14 protein-coding genes are annotated in these 15,730 nt (G+C 62.7%); 5 read left to right on the top strand and 9 right to left on the bottom strand.

Features of this window, described 5'->3' with window-relative positions:
- Window positions 1-124: 124 nt before the first annotated feature.
- Window positions 125-1,288: an acyl-CoA dehydrogenase family protein gene (locus tag FIU90_RS04450; protein WP_152433688.1), complete on the bottom strand. Its 1,164-nt coding sequence runs from the start codon at window positions 1,286-1,288 to the stop codon at window positions 125-127.
- A gap of 69 nt (window positions 1,289-1,357) precedes the next feature.
- On the bottom strand, window positions 1,358-2,125 hold the full coding sequence (locus FIU90_RS04455; protein ID WP_234029626.1) for a crotonase/enoyl-CoA hydratase family protein: 768 nt from the start codon (window positions 2,123-2,125) through the stop codon (window positions 1,358-1,360).
- A 116-nt stretch (window positions 2,126-2,241) separates the two neighbouring features.
- Between FIU90_RS04455 and FIU90_RS04460 the strand changes: the two genes are divergently transcribed.
- Entirely contained in the window at window positions 2,242-3,510 is a 1,269-nt protein-coding gene (locus FIU90_RS04460; protein WP_152433690.1) for an acetyl-CoA C-acetyltransferase, read from the top strand.
- A gap of 1 nt (window position 3,511) precedes the next feature.
- Window positions 3,512-5,047: an acetyl-CoA acetyltransferase gene (locus FIU90_RS04465; protein WP_152435694.1), complete on the top strand. Its 1,536-nt coding sequence runs from the start codon at window positions 3,512-3,514 to the stop codon at window positions 5,045-5,047.
- Here the strand turns inward: FIU90_RS04465 and FIU90_RS04470 are convergent.
- Window positions 5,044-5,688 carry a carboxymuconolactone decarboxylase family protein gene (locus FIU90_RS04470; protein WP_152433691.1) on the bottom strand — a complete coding sequence of 215 codons (645 nt, stop codon included), beginning with the start codon at window positions 5,686-5,688 and terminating at the stop codon, window positions 5,044-5,046. The genes FIU90_RS04465 and FIU90_RS04470 overlap by 4 nt on opposite strands.
- A 3-nt stretch (window positions 5,689-5,691) precedes the next feature.
- Entirely contained in the window at window positions 5,692-6,225 is a 534-nt protein-coding gene (locus FIU90_RS04475; protein ID WP_152433692.1) for a VOC family protein, read from the bottom strand.
- A 152-nt stretch (window positions 6,226-6,377) separates the two neighbouring features.
- Between FIU90_RS04475 and hppD the strand changes: the two genes are divergently transcribed.
- The 3 genes from hppD to FIU90_RS04490 all read left to right on the top strand — a co-directional run bounded on the left by hppD (window position 6,378) and on the right by FIU90_RS04490 (window position 9,123).
- Entirely contained in the window at window positions 6,378-7,493 is a 1,116-nt protein-coding gene (hppD, locus tag FIU90_RS04480) for a 4-hydroxyphenylpyruvate dioxygenase (RefSeq protein WP_152433693.1), read from the top strand.
- Window positions 7,490-8,047 carry a VOC family protein gene (locus FIU90_RS04485; RefSeq protein ID WP_152433694.1) on the top strand — a complete coding sequence of 186 codons (558 nt, stop codon included), beginning with the start codon at window positions 7,490-7,492 and terminating at the stop codon, window positions 8,045-8,047. The genes hppD and FIU90_RS04485 overlap by 4 nt, the downstream gene beginning before the upstream one ends.
- Before the next feature lie 239 nt (window positions 8,048-8,286).
- Window positions 8,287-9,123, top strand: a complete 837-nt coding sequence (locus FIU90_RS04490; protein ID WP_234029627.1) for a transglutaminase-like cysteine peptidase — start codon at window positions 8,287-8,289, stop codon at window positions 9,121-9,123.
- 4 nt (window positions 9,124-9,127) lie between these two features.
- Here FIU90_RS04490 and FIU90_RS04495 read toward each other — a convergent pair whose 3' ends face one another.
- From FIU90_RS04495 to FIU90_RS04515, 5 genes are read right to left on the bottom strand one after another with little or no spacing between them, the layout of a single operon-like run.
- Window positions 9,128-10,387 carry an HlyD family type I secretion periplasmic adaptor subunit gene (locus FIU90_RS04495; protein ID WP_152433695.1) on the bottom strand — a complete coding sequence of 420 codons (1,260 nt, stop codon included), beginning with the start codon at window positions 10,385-10,387 and terminating at the stop codon, window positions 9,128-9,130.
- Window positions 10,388-10,392: 5 nt separating this feature from the next.
- Entirely contained in the window at window positions 10,393-11,403 is a 1,011-nt protein-coding gene (locus FIU90_RS04500; protein ID WP_152433696.1) for a cell wall hydrolase, read from the bottom strand.
- Window positions 11,400-13,538: a type I secretion system permease/ATPase gene (locus tag FIU90_RS04505; protein ID WP_172970176.1), complete on the bottom strand. Its 2,139-nt coding sequence runs from the start codon at window positions 13,536-13,538 to the stop codon at window positions 11,400-11,402. The genes FIU90_RS04500 and FIU90_RS04505 overlap by 4 nt, the downstream gene beginning before the upstream one ends.
- Before the next feature lie 32 nt (window positions 13,539-13,570).
- On the bottom strand, window positions 13,571-14,971 hold the full coding sequence (locus FIU90_RS04510) for a TolC family protein (protein ID WP_172970177.1): 1,401 nt from the start codon (window positions 14,969-14,971) through the stop codon (window positions 13,571-13,573).
- Between the two features lie 16 nt (window positions 14,972-14,987).
- Window positions 14,988-15,704 carry an OmpA family protein gene (locus FIU90_RS04515; protein WP_172970178.1) on the bottom strand — a complete coding sequence of 239 codons (717 nt, stop codon included), beginning with the start codon at window positions 15,702-15,704 and terminating at the stop codon, window positions 14,988-14,990.
- Between the last annotated feature and the right edge of the window lie 26 nt (window positions 15,705-15,730).

Raw genomic sequence — 15,730 nt, forward strand, 5'->3', positions numbered from 1 at the left:
CTATAGGGCCGCAAGCGCGACTGCGCGTCCGCAGGTGTCCGACTGAGCGGAGCGAAGGAGGAATAGCACCGAGGACGCAGCCCCGGATGGGGCTGCGCAAAACAAAAGAAGCGTTCGATGTTTTTTACATCGAACGCGCGATCAGCATCTTCATGACTTCGTTCGAGCCGCCGAAGATCCGCGTGATGCGGCTGTCGCGGTACATTTTCGCGATCGGATATTCGTTGATGTAGCCCGCACCGCCATGCAGCTGCAGGCATTTGTCGACGACTTCGCCCTGAAGTTCGGTCACCCAGTACTTCGCCATCGCAGCCGTCGCGACGTCGAGCTCGCCTTTCAGCAGCTTTCCGATGCAGTCGTTCACGAAAACGCGGGCCGCTGTGCCGCGCGCTTTGAGGTCGGCGAGCACGAACTGCGTGTTCTGGAAATCCCAAATCGTCTGGCCGAAGGCCTTGCGGCTCTTCACATATTCGATCGTGGTCTCGAGCGCCTTCTCGATCCCCGTCGCAGCCCCCATCGCGATGACGAGACGTTCCTGAGCCAGCTCGCCCATGAGCTGGTAGAAGCCCTTGCCCTCGACGCCACCGAGCACGTTCTCAGCCGGTACGAAGACATTGTCGAAGAACAGCTCGGAGGTGTCGGCTGCATCGAGCCCGATCTTGTCGAGTTTCTTGCCGCGCTGGAACCCTTCGGCGCCTTCGGTTTCGAGCAGCATCAGCGAGATGCCCTTGGCGCGCTCGTTCGGATCGGTCTTGGCGACGACCACGATGAAGTCGGCGGTCTGACCGTTCGAGATATAGGTCTTGGCCCCGTTGATGCGGTAACCGTTGCCGTCCTTGAGCGCGGTCGTGGTGATCGATTGGAGGTCCGAGCCGACGCCCGGCTCGGTCATGGCGATCGCGCTGACAAGCTCGCCGCTGACGAGCTTCGGCAGGTATTTTTTCTTCTGCTCTTCGGTGCCGTGACGCACCAGGTAGGGCAGGATTATCGTGTTGTGCAGCGAGGCGGCAAAGCCATCGACATTGTGCTTTGCCTGCTGGTCGATCACCACGATATCGTGACGGAAATCGCCGCCATGCCCGCCATATTCTTCGGGTACCGAGACGCCGAGCAATCCTGCAGCGCCTGCCTCGTTCCAGAATTCGCGCTCCACCTGCCCGTCCTCTCGCCATTTCTGGACGCGCTTTTCAGGGGCGTGCTGCTGGTAAAACTTGCCCACGGCGTCGGCGAAAATCGCGATCTCCTCGTCTTCCATGAATTCGGGCTGTGGCACGTCGATGACGGGCATGTGTCTCTCCTCGTTGGTTCGTGTCAGCTACGAGCGCGCCCCGGTTGTGGAGGCGCGCCCGCAGAGAAATTACTTGCCCTTCCAGTTGGGCGCACGCTTCTCGGCAAAGGCGGCGGCGCCTTCGCGGGCGTCCTCCGACACGAAGACCGGCGCGATAAGCTGTGCCTGCCGCTCGTAGCGCTCACCCATCGGCCAGCCGCGCGATTCCTTGATGATTTGCTTCGACACGCGCACGGCGAGAGGGCCGTTGGCGGCGATCTTGGCGGCAAGCTCCTTCGCCCCGTCGAGCGCGGAACCACCCGTCACGCGGTTGACGAGGCCGACTTCATAGGCGCGGTCTGCGCCGATGAAATCGCCGGTCAGCGCCAGTTCCATCGCGATCCGCTCGGGTATCTGGTCGGGCAGCATCATCACCCCGCCGGCTGCGGCGACAAGGCCGCGCTTGACCTCGGGAATGCCGAATTTCGCGTCTTCGTGGGCGACAACGAGGTCGCAAGCGATCATAAGCTCGAGCCCGCCGGCCAGGGCATAGCCTTCGACCGCAGCGATCAGCGGCTTCTTCGGCGGAGCCTGCACCACGCCGCCAAAACCGCGGCCTTCGACGGTCGGGCTCTCACCGCGCAAGAAGCCCTTTAGATCCATGCCCGAACAGAACGTGCCGCCCGCACCCGTAAGGATGCCGACGCGCAAGTCGTCTTCGGCATCGAGGCGGTCCATGGCAGCAGCAATGCCCTCGGCAGCCGCCTTGCTCATCGCATTCTTGGCCTCGGGCCGGTTGATGGTGACGACGAGGACGCCGTTATCGACTTCGGTGAGGACTTCAGGAGTATCGGACAATGTTCTCTCCACTAGCTAAAATGCATGTTTCAGTTTGAAACTGAATTCTTGTGCGATTGGTGCAGTGGGCTTACGGATACGTCAACCGCAATTTCGCTAGAACGAGAGAGGAAATCATGGGCGAAGCCTATATCATCGACGCAGTCCGCACACCGCGCGGCATCGGCAAGCAGGGCAAGGGTGCGCTCGCTGCCGAACATCCGCAGCATCTTGCGGCGACGGTCCTGAAATCCATCGCCGAACGCAATTCGCTGGACACCTCTACGGTGGACGACGTGATCTGGTCAGTCTCGACGCAGGACGGGATGCAGGCGGGCGATATGGGACGGATGGCCGCGCTCGATGCGGGATACGACGTGGCTTCTTCCGGGACGACGCTCGACCGGTTTTGCGGCGGCGGGATCACCTCGGTGAACCTTGCTGCGGCGCAGGTGATGAGCGGAATGGAAGACTGCATCGTGGCTGGTGGGACCGAAATGATGAGCCTCACCGGCGCCATGTCGAAAGAGAAGATGCAGGCTGGCATCAAGCCGCCGATGATGGGCAGCTACAACGAACGGCTCCAGGCGGTGCATCCGCAATCGCATCAGGGCATTTGCGGCGATGCGATCGCGACGATGGAAGGCTTCACCCGCGAGGAGCTCGACGAGGTCGGCTATCGCTCGCAGCAGCGCGCCGCCGCGGCGGTCAAGGAAGGGCGGTTCGACAAGTCGCTCGTTGCGGTCGTTGCCGATGACGGGACCGTGATTCTCGATCACGACGAATATCCCCGGCCCGAAACGACGATGGAAGGTCTCGCCCAGCTCGAACCCGCCTTCGCCAAGATTGCGGATGTGCCGCTCGACCAGAAGGGCACGACATTCCGCGGGCTGATCAACCAGAAATACCCGGACCTTGATATCCAGCACTTCCATCATGCGGGCAACAGCTCGGGCGTGGTCGATGGGGCGGCCGCGGTGCTCGTCACCAGCAAGGAATACGCGCAGAAGAATGGGCTGAAACCCCGCGCGCGGATCGTCGCCACCGCCAATATGGGCGATGATCCCACGCTGATGCTCAACGCCCCCGTCCCGGCGGCGAAGAAGGTGCTGCAAAAGGCGGGGATGAGCCTCGAGGATATCGACCTGTTCGAGATCAACGAGGCATTCGCCGTGGTCGCGGCCAAGTTCGTGCGCGATCTCGGGCTCGATTGGGACAAGGTCAACGTCAATGGCGGCTCAATTGCGCTCGGGCACCCGATCGGGGCGACGGGTTCGATCCTGATCGGCACCATCATCGACGAGCTCGAACGCCGCGATCTCAAGCGGGGTCTGGTGACGATGTGCGCAGCCGGCGGCATGGCGCCCGCGATCATTGTCGAGCGGGTGGACGATTTCGTTGACTGAGATGCAGGCGGATATCCCCGACAACACGCCGGTCATCATCGGCGTCGGGCAATATTCCGAGCGGGTGGGCGAGCCGACCTACGAGGCCTTGTCCTATATGGACCTCGCCGGACGGGCACTGGCAGCCGCCATCGCCGATAGCGGCGCGAGCGAACCGGTTGCGCCCGCGATCGACACGCTGGCGGCGATCCGCGCATTCGAGATGTCCCGGCCGGGCAAGGTGCCGCCCTTCGGTGCGCCCGACAATGTGCCCGGAGCCATGGCAAAGCGCGTGGGGGCCGAGCCGGAACGTCTCGTCCTCACCACCACCGGCGGCCAGACCAACCAGAAGCTGGTGGGCGAATATGCAAGCGCGATCGCGGCAGGGCAGAGCAGCTGCGCGGCGATTGTCGGCGCAGAAGCGATCAGCACCGTTCTCGCGCTCACGGCCAAGGGCGAGAAGCCCGACTGGTCGGAGGAAATCGGCGGCAGTTTCGAAGACCACGGCTACGGGGTGGAAGACCTTATGGAGCCCGAACTTTTCGCCCACAGCGCGACCGGGGCGATCCCGCTTTACGCGCTCGCGGAAAATGCGCGGCGACACAGATTGGGCAAAAGCCTCGATGAGTATCGCCGCGATATCGGCGAACTCTTCGCGCCGTTCACCCGCGTCGCTGCGGCCAATCCGCACGCCGCCGCTCCCGTCGAGCGGACGGCAGAAGAGCTTGCCACCGTTACCGAGCGCAACCGCATCGTCGCCGAACCCTATACGCGGATGACGGTGGCGCGCGACCAGGTGAACCAGGCCGCCGCCATCCTCATCGCCAGCGCGGGGACGGCGCGCGCGCTCGGCATCGCGCCGGAAAAATGGGTGCATATCCACGCCGTTTCGGCATCGACCGAGGTGAAGCTTTCGCAGCGGCCCGATCTCGCCGCAGCGCCGCAATCCATCGCCAGCGTTGAGGCCGCGCTCGATCGCGCGGGCAAGGGCATGGCGGATATGCGCTATCTCGATTTCTATTCGTGCTTCGCCATACCCGTCTTCAACCAGACCGATCATTTCGGCCTTTCACCTCACGATCCGCGCGGGCTGACGCTGACGGGCGGGCTGCCGTTCTTCGGCGGGGCGGGCAACAATTACTCCGCCCATGCGATCTGCGAGGCGGTGGAGCGCGTGCGCGCGGACCGCGGAAGCTATGCCCTGGTCGGGGCCAATGGCGGCTGGATGAGCAAATATGCGACCGGGATTTATTCGACCGAACCTGCCGACTGGTCGGGCAATGACCGTTTCGAAACGCTGGAGCAGCCCGAGGGCGGCGTGAAGGTGGCACGAGAGCCGGGCGCGAGCGCCGTGGTCGAAAGCTACACCATCAATCATACGCGCTCGGGCAGCGATGCGATCTTCATCGCGCGCAATGCCCAGGGCGAGCGGGTGATCGGCAATGCAGACCTCTCGGACGAGCCGACCCGCAATGCCTTCGAAAGCGGCGAACCCTTCGGCGTCCGGCTCGCAATTGCGCAGGGCGAGCGCGGCCGCAATATCGGACGGATCGCCTAGTCGTTCTTGCGCTCCCCGCCTAGGAAATCGAGCGCATCGAAACCTTCGGGCGCGGGGATTTCGGTGATCGGATCGTCGCGATCGTCGAACTCCGTGCGCAGCGCGCGGCTCATGATCGCGTGCATGTGATACATGGCCGTCGTGTAAGTGAGTTCGAGGATCTCCTCGTCCGAAAACTCAGCCTTCAATTCAGCGAACAGCGCGTCGGGAACTCGGCCGTGATGCGTAACCAGCCTGTCGGCATAAGCGAGAACCAAGCGCTCTTTCGGATCGAAACAAATCGCGGTTTGCCAAACGGGCAGGGCCTCGATCTTTTCTTCGGGGTAGGCGAGGCCACGCAGGCTCTTGCAATGCTGCGAGTAGACGAATTGGCTGCCGGTGGCCCAGCCCGCCCATGTCTGCCCCAGCTCAAGCAAGACCGGGTCGAGCTTGCGTGCAGGGTCGCGGTAGTACGCAAAGCCCTGCGCAGCGTGCTTGAGCGTTGCGGGTGAGTTGGCGAAAACAGTCCACCAATCGCCGGGAGTACCCGTCGCAGTGCCCGGTTCTGTCACCGGATCGCGATCTCCGAACAACATTTTGTAGAGCGGGATCGCAACCTTCTCATCGGCTGCGTCTTTCGGCACCTTTTTTAGACGGGGCATTGATCAAGCGTCCTCGCGCATGGCGCTTGTGGCCGGTTCATGTGCGATGTCTTCCGGTCCGAATTGCTTCGTGGTCGCGGCGAATTCCAGCATGATGCCGTTTGGATCGGTGAAATAGACCGAACGCACAAAGACGCCGTCATGCATCTCTTTCGACATTCCCGCAGGACTGTCGTCGTGATTGACGACAGCATGCGTGTGATCGACCCCTGCCTCCTTCAAGCGGTCAAGCGTTGCCTCCAGTTCCTCTTCGGCGATGTTGAACGCCAAATGGTTCATCGAGCCCACGGCGGTCTTGGCGTCCATCGGAAATTTCCTGACCGAAGCAATGCCGGGTGCGGCTGGCGGCCCGTCCTTCCACCAGAAGAAAGCAACGCTCGCTCCGCCGCCACAGTCGAAGAAGAAGTGCTGTCCGCCATCTGGCAATTCGACGGTCTTGAAGAGGGGCATGTTCAGGACCTCGGTATAAAATTTCACCGTCTCCTTCATGTCGCGGCACACCAGCGCGACATGGTTGATCCCCTTGGTCTTGATCATGCGTTTCTCCTTGTGGGTGAGACTGCACCTTTCGCTTGGCGCTTGCAATGAGGCCTGCTTTCGCGTATTTAGTTTCAATCGTAACCAGTTTGTCACGCGCGCAGCGGTTTCGCATCGGAACAGCGGGCGCGCCAGCAGTGAGACCCCGACCCATGACCAAGCACCCCGGAGACCTGTTCGACAATCCTGCCGGCCTCGACGGCTTCGAGTTCGTGGAATTCTGCGCGCCGGAAAAGGGCGTGCTCGAACCTGTGTTCGAAGCGATGGGCTTCACCCGCGTTGCCAAGCATCGCTCGAAGGACGTCCACCTTTGGCGCCAGGGCGGCATCAACCTTATCGCAAACTACGAGCCGCGCAGCGCGGCATGGTATTTCGCGCGCGAGCACGGCCCCTCCGCTTGCGGCATGGCTTTCCGCGTGCGCGACGCAAAGGCCGCTTACGATCACCTGATCGAAGCTGGCGCGGAGCCGGTGCAGGTCGAAACCGGACCGATGGAACTGCGCATCCCCGCAATTCGCGGCATCGGCGGGGCAATTCTCTACCTCGTCGATCGCTATGCCGGTGCCGAGGGCAAGAGCCTCACGATATACGACATCGATTTCGATTACCTTCCCGGCGTCGATCCGTACCCCGATGGTGCAGGTTTCCACACCATCGATCACCTCACGCACAACGTCTACACCGGCCGTATGAAGTACTGGGCCGACTATTACGAGACGCTCTTCAACTTCCAGGAAATCCGTTTCTTCGACATCAAGGGCGAATATACCGGCCTTACGTCGAAGGCGCTTACTGCGCCTGACGGCAAGATCCGCATTCCTCTCAATGAGGAGGGCGAGGGCGGCAAGGGGCAGATCGAAGAGTTTCTGCGCGAGTTCAACGGCGAGGGTATCCAGCACATCGCGCTGATCTGCGACGATCTCGTGGCCTGCTGGGACCGCCTGAAAGAGTTCGGCGTGCCCTTCATGACAGCGCCGCCCGAAACGTATTACGAGATGCTCGACGAGCGCCTGCCGGGCCATGGCGAAGATACGGAAGCGCTCAAGATGCGCGGCATCCTGCTCGACGGAACGACGGAGGGCGGACAGCCGCGCCTGCTGCTGCAAATCTTTGCCGAAGCGCAGATCGGACCTGTCTTCTTCGAGTTTATCCAGCGCAAGGGCGATGAAGGCTTTGGCGAGGGCAACTTCAAGGCGTTGTTCGAAAGCATGGAGCGCGACCAGATCAAGCGTGGCGCGCTCAAAGTCGAAGAAGAGCCGGCCGAATGAGCGCAGTAAAACCCTCCGGCATTCATCACGCCGCCTACCGTTGCAAGGATGCGAAAGAGACGGTCGAATGGTACGGTCGTGTGCTCGGCATGGAGTACACCACCGCGTTTGCCGAGGATCACGTGCCCTCGACCGGCGAATACGATCCGTATATGCACGTCTTCCTCGATGCGGGGAATGGTAACATTCTCGCCTTCTTCGAGCTTCCGAACCAGCCCGAAATGGGCCGCGACGAAAACACGCCCGCGTGGGTGCAGCACCTCGCGTTTCGCGTCGGTAGCGAAGAGGAATTGCTTGCGGCCAAGCGCCACGTCGAAAGCGAAGGGATCGAAGTGCTTGGTCCGACGCATCACGGCATTTTCAAGTCGATCTATTTCTTCGACCCGAATGGCCACCGCGTAGAACTTGCCGCCGATATCGGCACCGATGACCAATACGCAGAGCTGAAACGCGTCGCCCCACTGATGCTCGACGAATGGTCCGAGACGAAGAAGGCGCCGCGCCATGCGGACTGGCTGCACGAGATCGCTCGCAAGGAACACGGCAACGCCTGATTGGTCGAATTCGTCGCTGGCAAGTTAACTTTGAAATGCAACCGTGACAGCCGCCCCGGCCCGTTACGGTTAATTCGCATTCACCGTTTTCGCCAACCTGAATTTATTGCTGCTTCGGCAGATCGGCGTGCATGGCACGTCTGTCTCCATCATTTCCTGCGCTGCGCGCTGCGCTTGCCGGAACAGCGCTTTCCTGCGCGGGTTCCGCTTCGGCGGGGACTGCTCTTGTGGCGTCGACCATGGTTCACCCAATGGTGTCGGTGGCCGCAGTGGAAATGGCTTGCCCGGCCATTCAGCCTCCGACAGTCAGCATTGCCGCGGCACGCCCGATGACCGTTTCCGGTAGCAAGAGCGCTGCAATCCTTGCCGGAGAGATGAGCGCGCTGGATCGCATCAGGATGCAGCAGGCGAGTATTGCGGCCGAGCCGCTCCAGGCGAATGGCGATGTGGCGACGGATTTCCGGTTGGAGCCGGCGGCGTCCAACGTGCGCCCCGGTTCGAATTGCGGAGCCAAAGTTTCGAGCCTCAGCGCCGCCACTCCGGCTGACCGTTTCGAGGCGCTCGGTTCTGAAGACTTCCTCGCCTCGAAGCGGGTGCGGATTGCGAAGACCCATTTCGACCGGGAATGGCGCCGCGCAGGAAAACGCACAGCGCCCGGCCTGCTCGCAAAGGCAGTCCGCAGCGATGCTGCACCCTCGATGATGACAATCGAAGCGGTCAATCGCTGGGTCAATCGCGAGATCGAGTATGTCGAGGATCGCCAGCTGTTCGGGCGTTCGGATTATTGGGCAGGCGCCGGGCTGACAGTGGCGCTGCGCAAGGGTGACTGCGAAGACATCGCACTCACCAAGATGCAGATGCTGGCCGAGGCGGGCTTCAAGCGCTCCGACATGTTCCTCACCATCGCGCGCGACAAGGTGCGCAACGCCGATCACGCGCTGCTCGTCGTGCGTTTGGGCGACCGGTTTGTCGTGCTCGACAACGCCACCGACAAGGTGCTCGATGGCGCTTACTCGCACGACTACGTGCCGGTGCTGAGCTTCAACGACAGCGCCACCTGGCTCCACGGATATTGAGAGATCAGCGCTCGGTTAGCGCGCGGTCGAATGCCTTCGATACCGGCTTCAGAAGATAGCTCAGGATCGTTCGGCGACCGGTCAGGATCTCCACATCGCAGATCATGCCCGGCACGATCGGGAGTATTTGTCCGGCACGCTCGATCGCGGCAGCGTCGGTTTCGATCAGAACTGTGTAATAGGCCTCGCGCTCGACCTCGTCGAAGATGCTGTCGGCGGAGACTTGCTGGACCACGCCGTCGAGCCCGCCATAGATCGAGAAGTCGTAGGCCGTGACCTTCACCACGGCACGGTCCCCGACCTTAATGAAGGCGATGTCCGAAGGCGCTACGCGCGCCTCGACCAGCAGTTTGTCGCCCACAGGCACGATCTGCATGATCTTCTCGCCCGCATTCACGAAGCCGCCTTCGGTCGTGATCTGGACGTCGTTGACGATCCCGTCCGATGGCGCGCGCAATTCGTTGCGCTGCTGGCGGGCCTCGGCGCCGCGAATGGTCTGTTCGTTCACCGCCATACGGGTGGTGACTTCGGCGCGTTCGTTGAGAGCCTGCTCGCGAAACTCCAGTCGCGCGGAATTGAGATCGGCCTGCGCCTGACGGATTGCCGCCGATGCGCGTCCGGCGGCCTGTTGCGCGGCGGAGAGGCGGCCCTGAAGGTCGGTCACCTCGCGCTGCGCCGAGAGCAATTCGGTGCGAGGAACGATGCCTTGCGTCGCGAGCGGTTCGAGCATCGAGACCTGCTCGCGTGCAAGGCGCAAGCTTTCTCGCAATGATGACGCAGTCGCCTCGGCTTCGCGAAGGTCGCGTCGGCGCTGGTCGACGGCGGCTGAAAGCGAGCGCTCGCGCGCATTGGCAGCGGCGACGCGGGCCTGCTGCAAACGCCGTTCCTCGGCGCAAAGGCTGCCTTCCTCGCAGCCGAGCGAGCCACCCGATGCCTCCTGAGACAGGCGCTCGGCGCGGACGGCGAGGCGCTGGTTTTCGGTCTGGAGTTGTCCGAGTTCGGATGCCGATTGCGCGTCGTCGAGGCGGACGAGCAATTGCCCCTTTTTCACCGACTGACCGCCGCGCACGAGGATTTCCTCGATCACGGCAGGCTCCGCCGGCTGGACGAGCTGCGCCTTGCTCGAAGGGATCACCTTCCCGGTGCCGCGCGTAATGCTGTCGACCTCGGCAAAGGCAGCCCAGAGCAACAGGACCATGAGCCCTACGGCCGACACGACGATCAGCCGCCGAGGCGCGTCCAGTTTGGCCCATCTCTCAGTCATCGTCGTCACGGCGCTGGCTCCGTCACGGGTGTTGGTTCGGCCAACGCTTCGCTAGCCGCCTGTGCTTCGACGGCGGCATCATAGCTCCCCTTGTTCGCGACAGGATCGGGGATCGAGAGTCGCCACTGCTTCGTGGTGTCGATCCGGCCTCCGACGTCGGCGGGGGCATGGCGATCGGTCTTGTTCGGCACCACGGTCAAGCCCGGCGTCCAGGTTTCTTCGACCGCGAGGGCGAACTCCTCAGGTTCGTCGCCCGATGCCGAGAAGCGCGCCCAGTTGATCTTGGGAACGCGCTCGCTGCGCGCCCAGGTTGCGGCGAAGGCCCGCGGTTCTCCCGCGCGGCCCGGGAAGCGGTAGAAGATATGCGTCCCTATCATTTCGAGCTTTGCAAGCGTGTATGCCCATTTCGGCACCACATAATCGGCGTGGTAATGCGTCGCGGTGCCGACGGCTTCCATCTGTTTGCCAGCAAGCGCTTCGCGCGCAACGCTCTCGGATTCCGCCCATTGGCGGCGTAGCGGGGCGCGGAGCAACGCTCCGTCGCAAGTGAAGCTGAATTGGCAGACCCGGGCATTCACGCCTTGGTAGACTACCCCGCACACGCTGTTGGGATAGGCCGGGTGGCGCATCCGGTTGAGTACCACCTGCGCGACGGCGTGCTTGCCGGTGCGCGGCTCGTTCGCAGCCTCGTAATACACTGCCTGCGTCAGGCATTTTAGCGCTGTCCCGTAGCTCGCCGATCCCGGCGCGATCGGCGCGTAGGCGGCAAGCCGCTTGGTCTTGCCGAAGACTTTCGGGATGCGTGAATTGCGCGCCTGGGCGGTCGAACCTGCGAGAAGCAGTTCCTGGTCCGCTCCGGTTGACATCGCGCCTAGCGACTTGGCCATTTTTGTGCCGAGCTGTTTTTCGATGGTGTCGCCGGACGATTGCTTTACCGGCAGACTTGGCGACGCCGCGACAGCCGCAGCTGCGCCTAGAAGCGCCGTGCGCAAGGCAAGGATCTTCACGCCGATCATTGCGTCAGGCTCCCCAGGTTGGTTCCGGCGGACTTCATGACCTCTTCGATCGGGCCGTCCGCCGCGATGCGTCCATTGCTGAAGACGATAAGCCTCTGGCAAAGCGTGAACAATGCGGGGCGGTGGGTTGCGATCACCAGTGTCTGATTTTCGGACAGAGAGCCCTGCAAACGTTCCACGAAATGCTTTTCGGTCTGGCTGTCCATCGCGCCGGTGGGTTCGTCGAGGAACAACAGGTCGCTCGGCGTCACCAGCGCGCGGGCGAGGGCGAGAAACGAGCGCTGCCCGCCCGAGAGCCTGCGACCGCCTTCGCCGACATTGCGATCGAACCCGCCGCTGTCGCGCGCAAGATATTGGTCCGCGCCGGATTCGCGCAGGGCGGCGAGGATGCGGTCGTCGGTCGCCTCGCGGCGGCCCAGTGCCATATTCTCGCGGATCGAGCCCGAGAACAGGTCTGCGTCCTGTCCGACATAGCGCAGCGAAGCGCGCAGCGTGTCGGGGCGGTGCTGCGCGGCATCCAGACCGTTGACTAGCATCGTGCCTTCGCTCGGCTCATATAGGCCGCACAGAACGCGTCCGAACGTCGACTTGCCCGAAGCGACGCGGCCGATGACAGCGATCCGCTCCCCCGGCTTGATCTCGAGATTGATCCCGTCAAGCGCCGGCTGGCCGCTTTCGGGATAGGAAAAGCGCACATCCTTGAACTGGATCAGCGGCCTGGCGATCGAACCGGGGGCAAGTGAGCCGCCCTTCTGGCGCTCGTCGCTGGCTTCGAAGAGCCGTTCGATACTGCCCAGCATTTCGGTCGCCTGACGCCCGCGCGTAAGCAGGAAGGCGATCTGGCCCGCCGGGGCGAGCGAACGCGATGCCAGCATCACGATCGCGATGATCGCGCCCATCGTGATCTGGCCCGCGGCGAAGAGGTAGTAGCCGCCAATAATGAGCGATACGGTCGAGAGCTGCTGGAATGTCTGCGCAAGGCCGACAGCTACAGAATTGATGTTGCGAAGCCGCTCCTGCGAATGCGCGCCTGCTTCGGCAAGCCGACACCAGCGGCCGAGTGTGCCGCCTTCGCCGCCCATGCTTTTCAGGGTTTCGATTCCCGCAAGAGATTCCACCAGCAGCGTCTGTTGCAGGCCGTAATCCGCCTGAGCGTCCTGTGCGGCCTCGGTCACCTTGCGCTGAAGCACGAAGCCCGCCGCCATCATCGCAAGGATGATCACCAGCGGTATCAGGGCGAGCCATCCGCCGATGATTGCGATCACGCCAACAAATACGAACAGGAACAATAGATCGATCAGCAGAACCACGGTTGTCGAAGCGAAGAAATCGCGGACGATCGCATATTCGGAAACCCGCGCGGCCAGGGCCCCGGTATGGCCCTGCTTTTCCTGCAGGGGTGTCGCGAGCAGCCGCCCGAAGATCTTCTGCGACAACTTGAGGTCAAGCCGCTTGGAAATCTGGTCGAGCACAGCCGTACGCCCGCGTCTCAAGGCGAATTCCAGTGCGAAAACAAGCAATACGCCGACCGCAAGCACCCACAGAGTTTCGCTAGCCCTGTTTGGTATCACGCGGTCGTAGACGTTCATCGTAAAGAGCGGCAGCGCAACCGCGAGCATGTTGATGACGAAGCTCGCGAGGATCACCGGCCAGAAGGATCGGCGCTCCTTGCGCAGTTCGCTCCAGAACCAGTGCCCGCGTGCCTTCGCATGCCACGGTGCCTCGCCCTCGCGCTGCACGTCGGGATTGGCGAAGACCGAATAGAGCCGTCCGGCGAAGCGGTCCGCGATCTCCTCGCGCGGAACCCAGTTCTCTTGGCCGAGATCGGGGTTCCAGACGAGCAGGTCACCTTCGCGTGCTTCGACCACATAGACGAAACGCTCGCCCTCCATCTCTACGAGAGCGGGATAGATGTCCGGCGACTGCGGCAGTCTCGCCGTCCGCATCGAATCGAAGTGCACACCCGCAAGCTCCAGCGCCGTTTCCGCCTGATGCCAGGGCAGGCGGCCATCCGCCGTCTTTGGCAACTGGGCGAGCGCCGAAGGCGAAAGCGGCGTCGCAAGGCGGGCCGCAACCTCCGCGACGCAGCGCGACAGGCTGTCAGTGGCTACGCCCGGAGTTGGTTCCTCGATCATCGACATAGGTTACACCGTGAAAGCTGCGTCTCCTATTTCGGATAGACGCGGCGCTGCGTTTCGGCCTCGACTGGCGGTCCGTATTCGAAGCGTCCGCGTTCGTCCTCGCCTGCGCCTGTTCCCGGCGTCATGCCGAGCGCATCGAGGAAAGTATTGGTCGCAGCGAGGATCTGGTAGCGCGCGAACATCTCCGAGAAGCGCGCGGTTTCGAGCCGCACCTGCGTATTGAAACGCGTGTTCTGCGCATCGAGCACGTCGAGCAGCGAACGCCGCCCGATATTGAACTGGCTGCGATAGGACAGCAGCAGATCGTCGGAGACGTTCGACTGGCGCTCGAGCGCGCCGACCACGCGGCCTTGCGTCTCGAGAGCATTCCAGGCCGAACGCACATCTTGCTCTGCTTCGCGCTGGCGCTGGTGGAGCGCGTAGCGGGCCATCGAGGCCTTGCGGATTTCTTCCTGCACGCGGGCTTTGCGGATGCCGCTGTCGAAGACGTTCCAGCGGAGCACGACGCGACCTTGCACGTCATTGGTCTCGCCTGCGAACCCATCGATATCCTCACCGATCCGCCCGCGCACTTCGAGCCCGATGGTCGGGTAGATATCGGCCTCCGCTGCCTTCACCAAGGCATTCGCGGCGTCGACATCGGCTTGTGCCTCGCGGACCAGCGGATTGCGGGTGCGCGATTGGCCGATCGCCATTTCGAGCGAGCCGGGCATCTGCGCCATGAGGTCGGGCGGCATGTTCCCGGCAAAGATATCGAGCCCGGTCAGCGCGCGAAGCGTGATCTGCGCATCGTTGAAGGCGCGCCGTGCCTCTTCCTCGCGAACGATGGCCGCCTGAAGCCGCTCTTCGGCCTGCTGCTGGTCGGCGATGCTGATCGAGCCCTGGCTGACACCTTGCGAAAGATCGCCGACCAGCAACTCGTGGAAGCGGCGATTGTCGGTAGCGGCGGCCTGCACGCGCTGTTGCAGCAGGACGTCGAGATATTGCCGCGAAACCTGAAGCGCGATGAATTCCGAGCGTTCGAGCACACGCAGCGATGCGCCATCTACGCGAGCTGCCTGGCGGAGCAGTTCGCCGCGGCGACGACCGAAGTCGATCACGGTCCATTCGCCCGTGATCCCGGCTTCGATTGGGTAGAGTTCGTTATTGGCGATGCCGAGATTGCGGCGGGTCGTGTTTTCGAGCCGCCGGATACCCGCCGAAGCTTCGAAATCGACACGCGGACCGTAAAGGCCCTGCGCTTGCTTGCGTTCGAACTGGATACCTTCCTTGTTGTATTGCGCCTGAAGGATCTCGGGGTTCGAGCGCATGGCTGCGTCGATCGCCGCCTGCATCGAGACGACATCCTCGCTTTCCTGCGCGTAGACGGCCGGAGAGGCGGTTGCGAGCAGGGCTGCGGCGAAGGCTGGAATAGCGTATTTTTTCATTGGTCTTTCCCCAAACTCACATGACAACCGTGACTTCGACCCGGCGATTTTCCGGGCTGCGAATGCCATCGGCGGTCGGGACACGCGGGTTGGATTCGCCTTCCGCGCGGACGCGCATCTGGCTGCGATTGATGCCGAGATTGGCCATCAGGTCGGCTACCGCCATTGCGCGGCGCATAGAGAGGCTTTCATTGTAGGCGTTGCTGCCCGCTCGGTCGGTGTGTCCGACGACGGTGAACGAGCTCCAGCCACACCTCTGGGCGTTATCGGCGAGGAAGCGGATAGTCTCGCCCGCGCCGCTGCCTGGTGTTTCGGAATCGAATTCGAAAAACACGATGCCGGGCTGGCGATCGTCACACACCTCAGAGCGAGGGGGCGTGGGCGGAGCAGGCGGTGCCGGAGGCGGCGGAGGGGTCGGCACCACCGTCATGAGGCGGTACGCGCGGTCGCATTTCGAGATGCTTGGTTCGTCGCGCGTATCCGACTTGAGATATCCGAGCGCGATCGCACACTGCGCTTTGGCCTCGGTCGCCCAGATGTAGCGCGGATCGTTGGCCGAAATCACACTGCTATCGCGGGTCGCGGCCAGCGCGGCATCGTACCGCATCTGGATCGCGCCCTCCAATGCATCGATATCGCTGGTCGAGAGATCGGAGCTCACGTCCTGCGCCGAAAGGGCGGCAGGCATCGCGATGCCAGTTATGGTTAACGCGCTAATCAAGGTAGTCTTCATGTGCATTCCCCAAGGGCTCTTGATTA

Origin of the sequence: Erythrobacter sp. THAF29 (genome assembly GCF_009363635.1) — a bacterium.
GTDB lineage: Bacteria > Pseudomonadota > Alphaproteobacteria > Sphingomonadales > Sphingomonadaceae > Erythrobacter.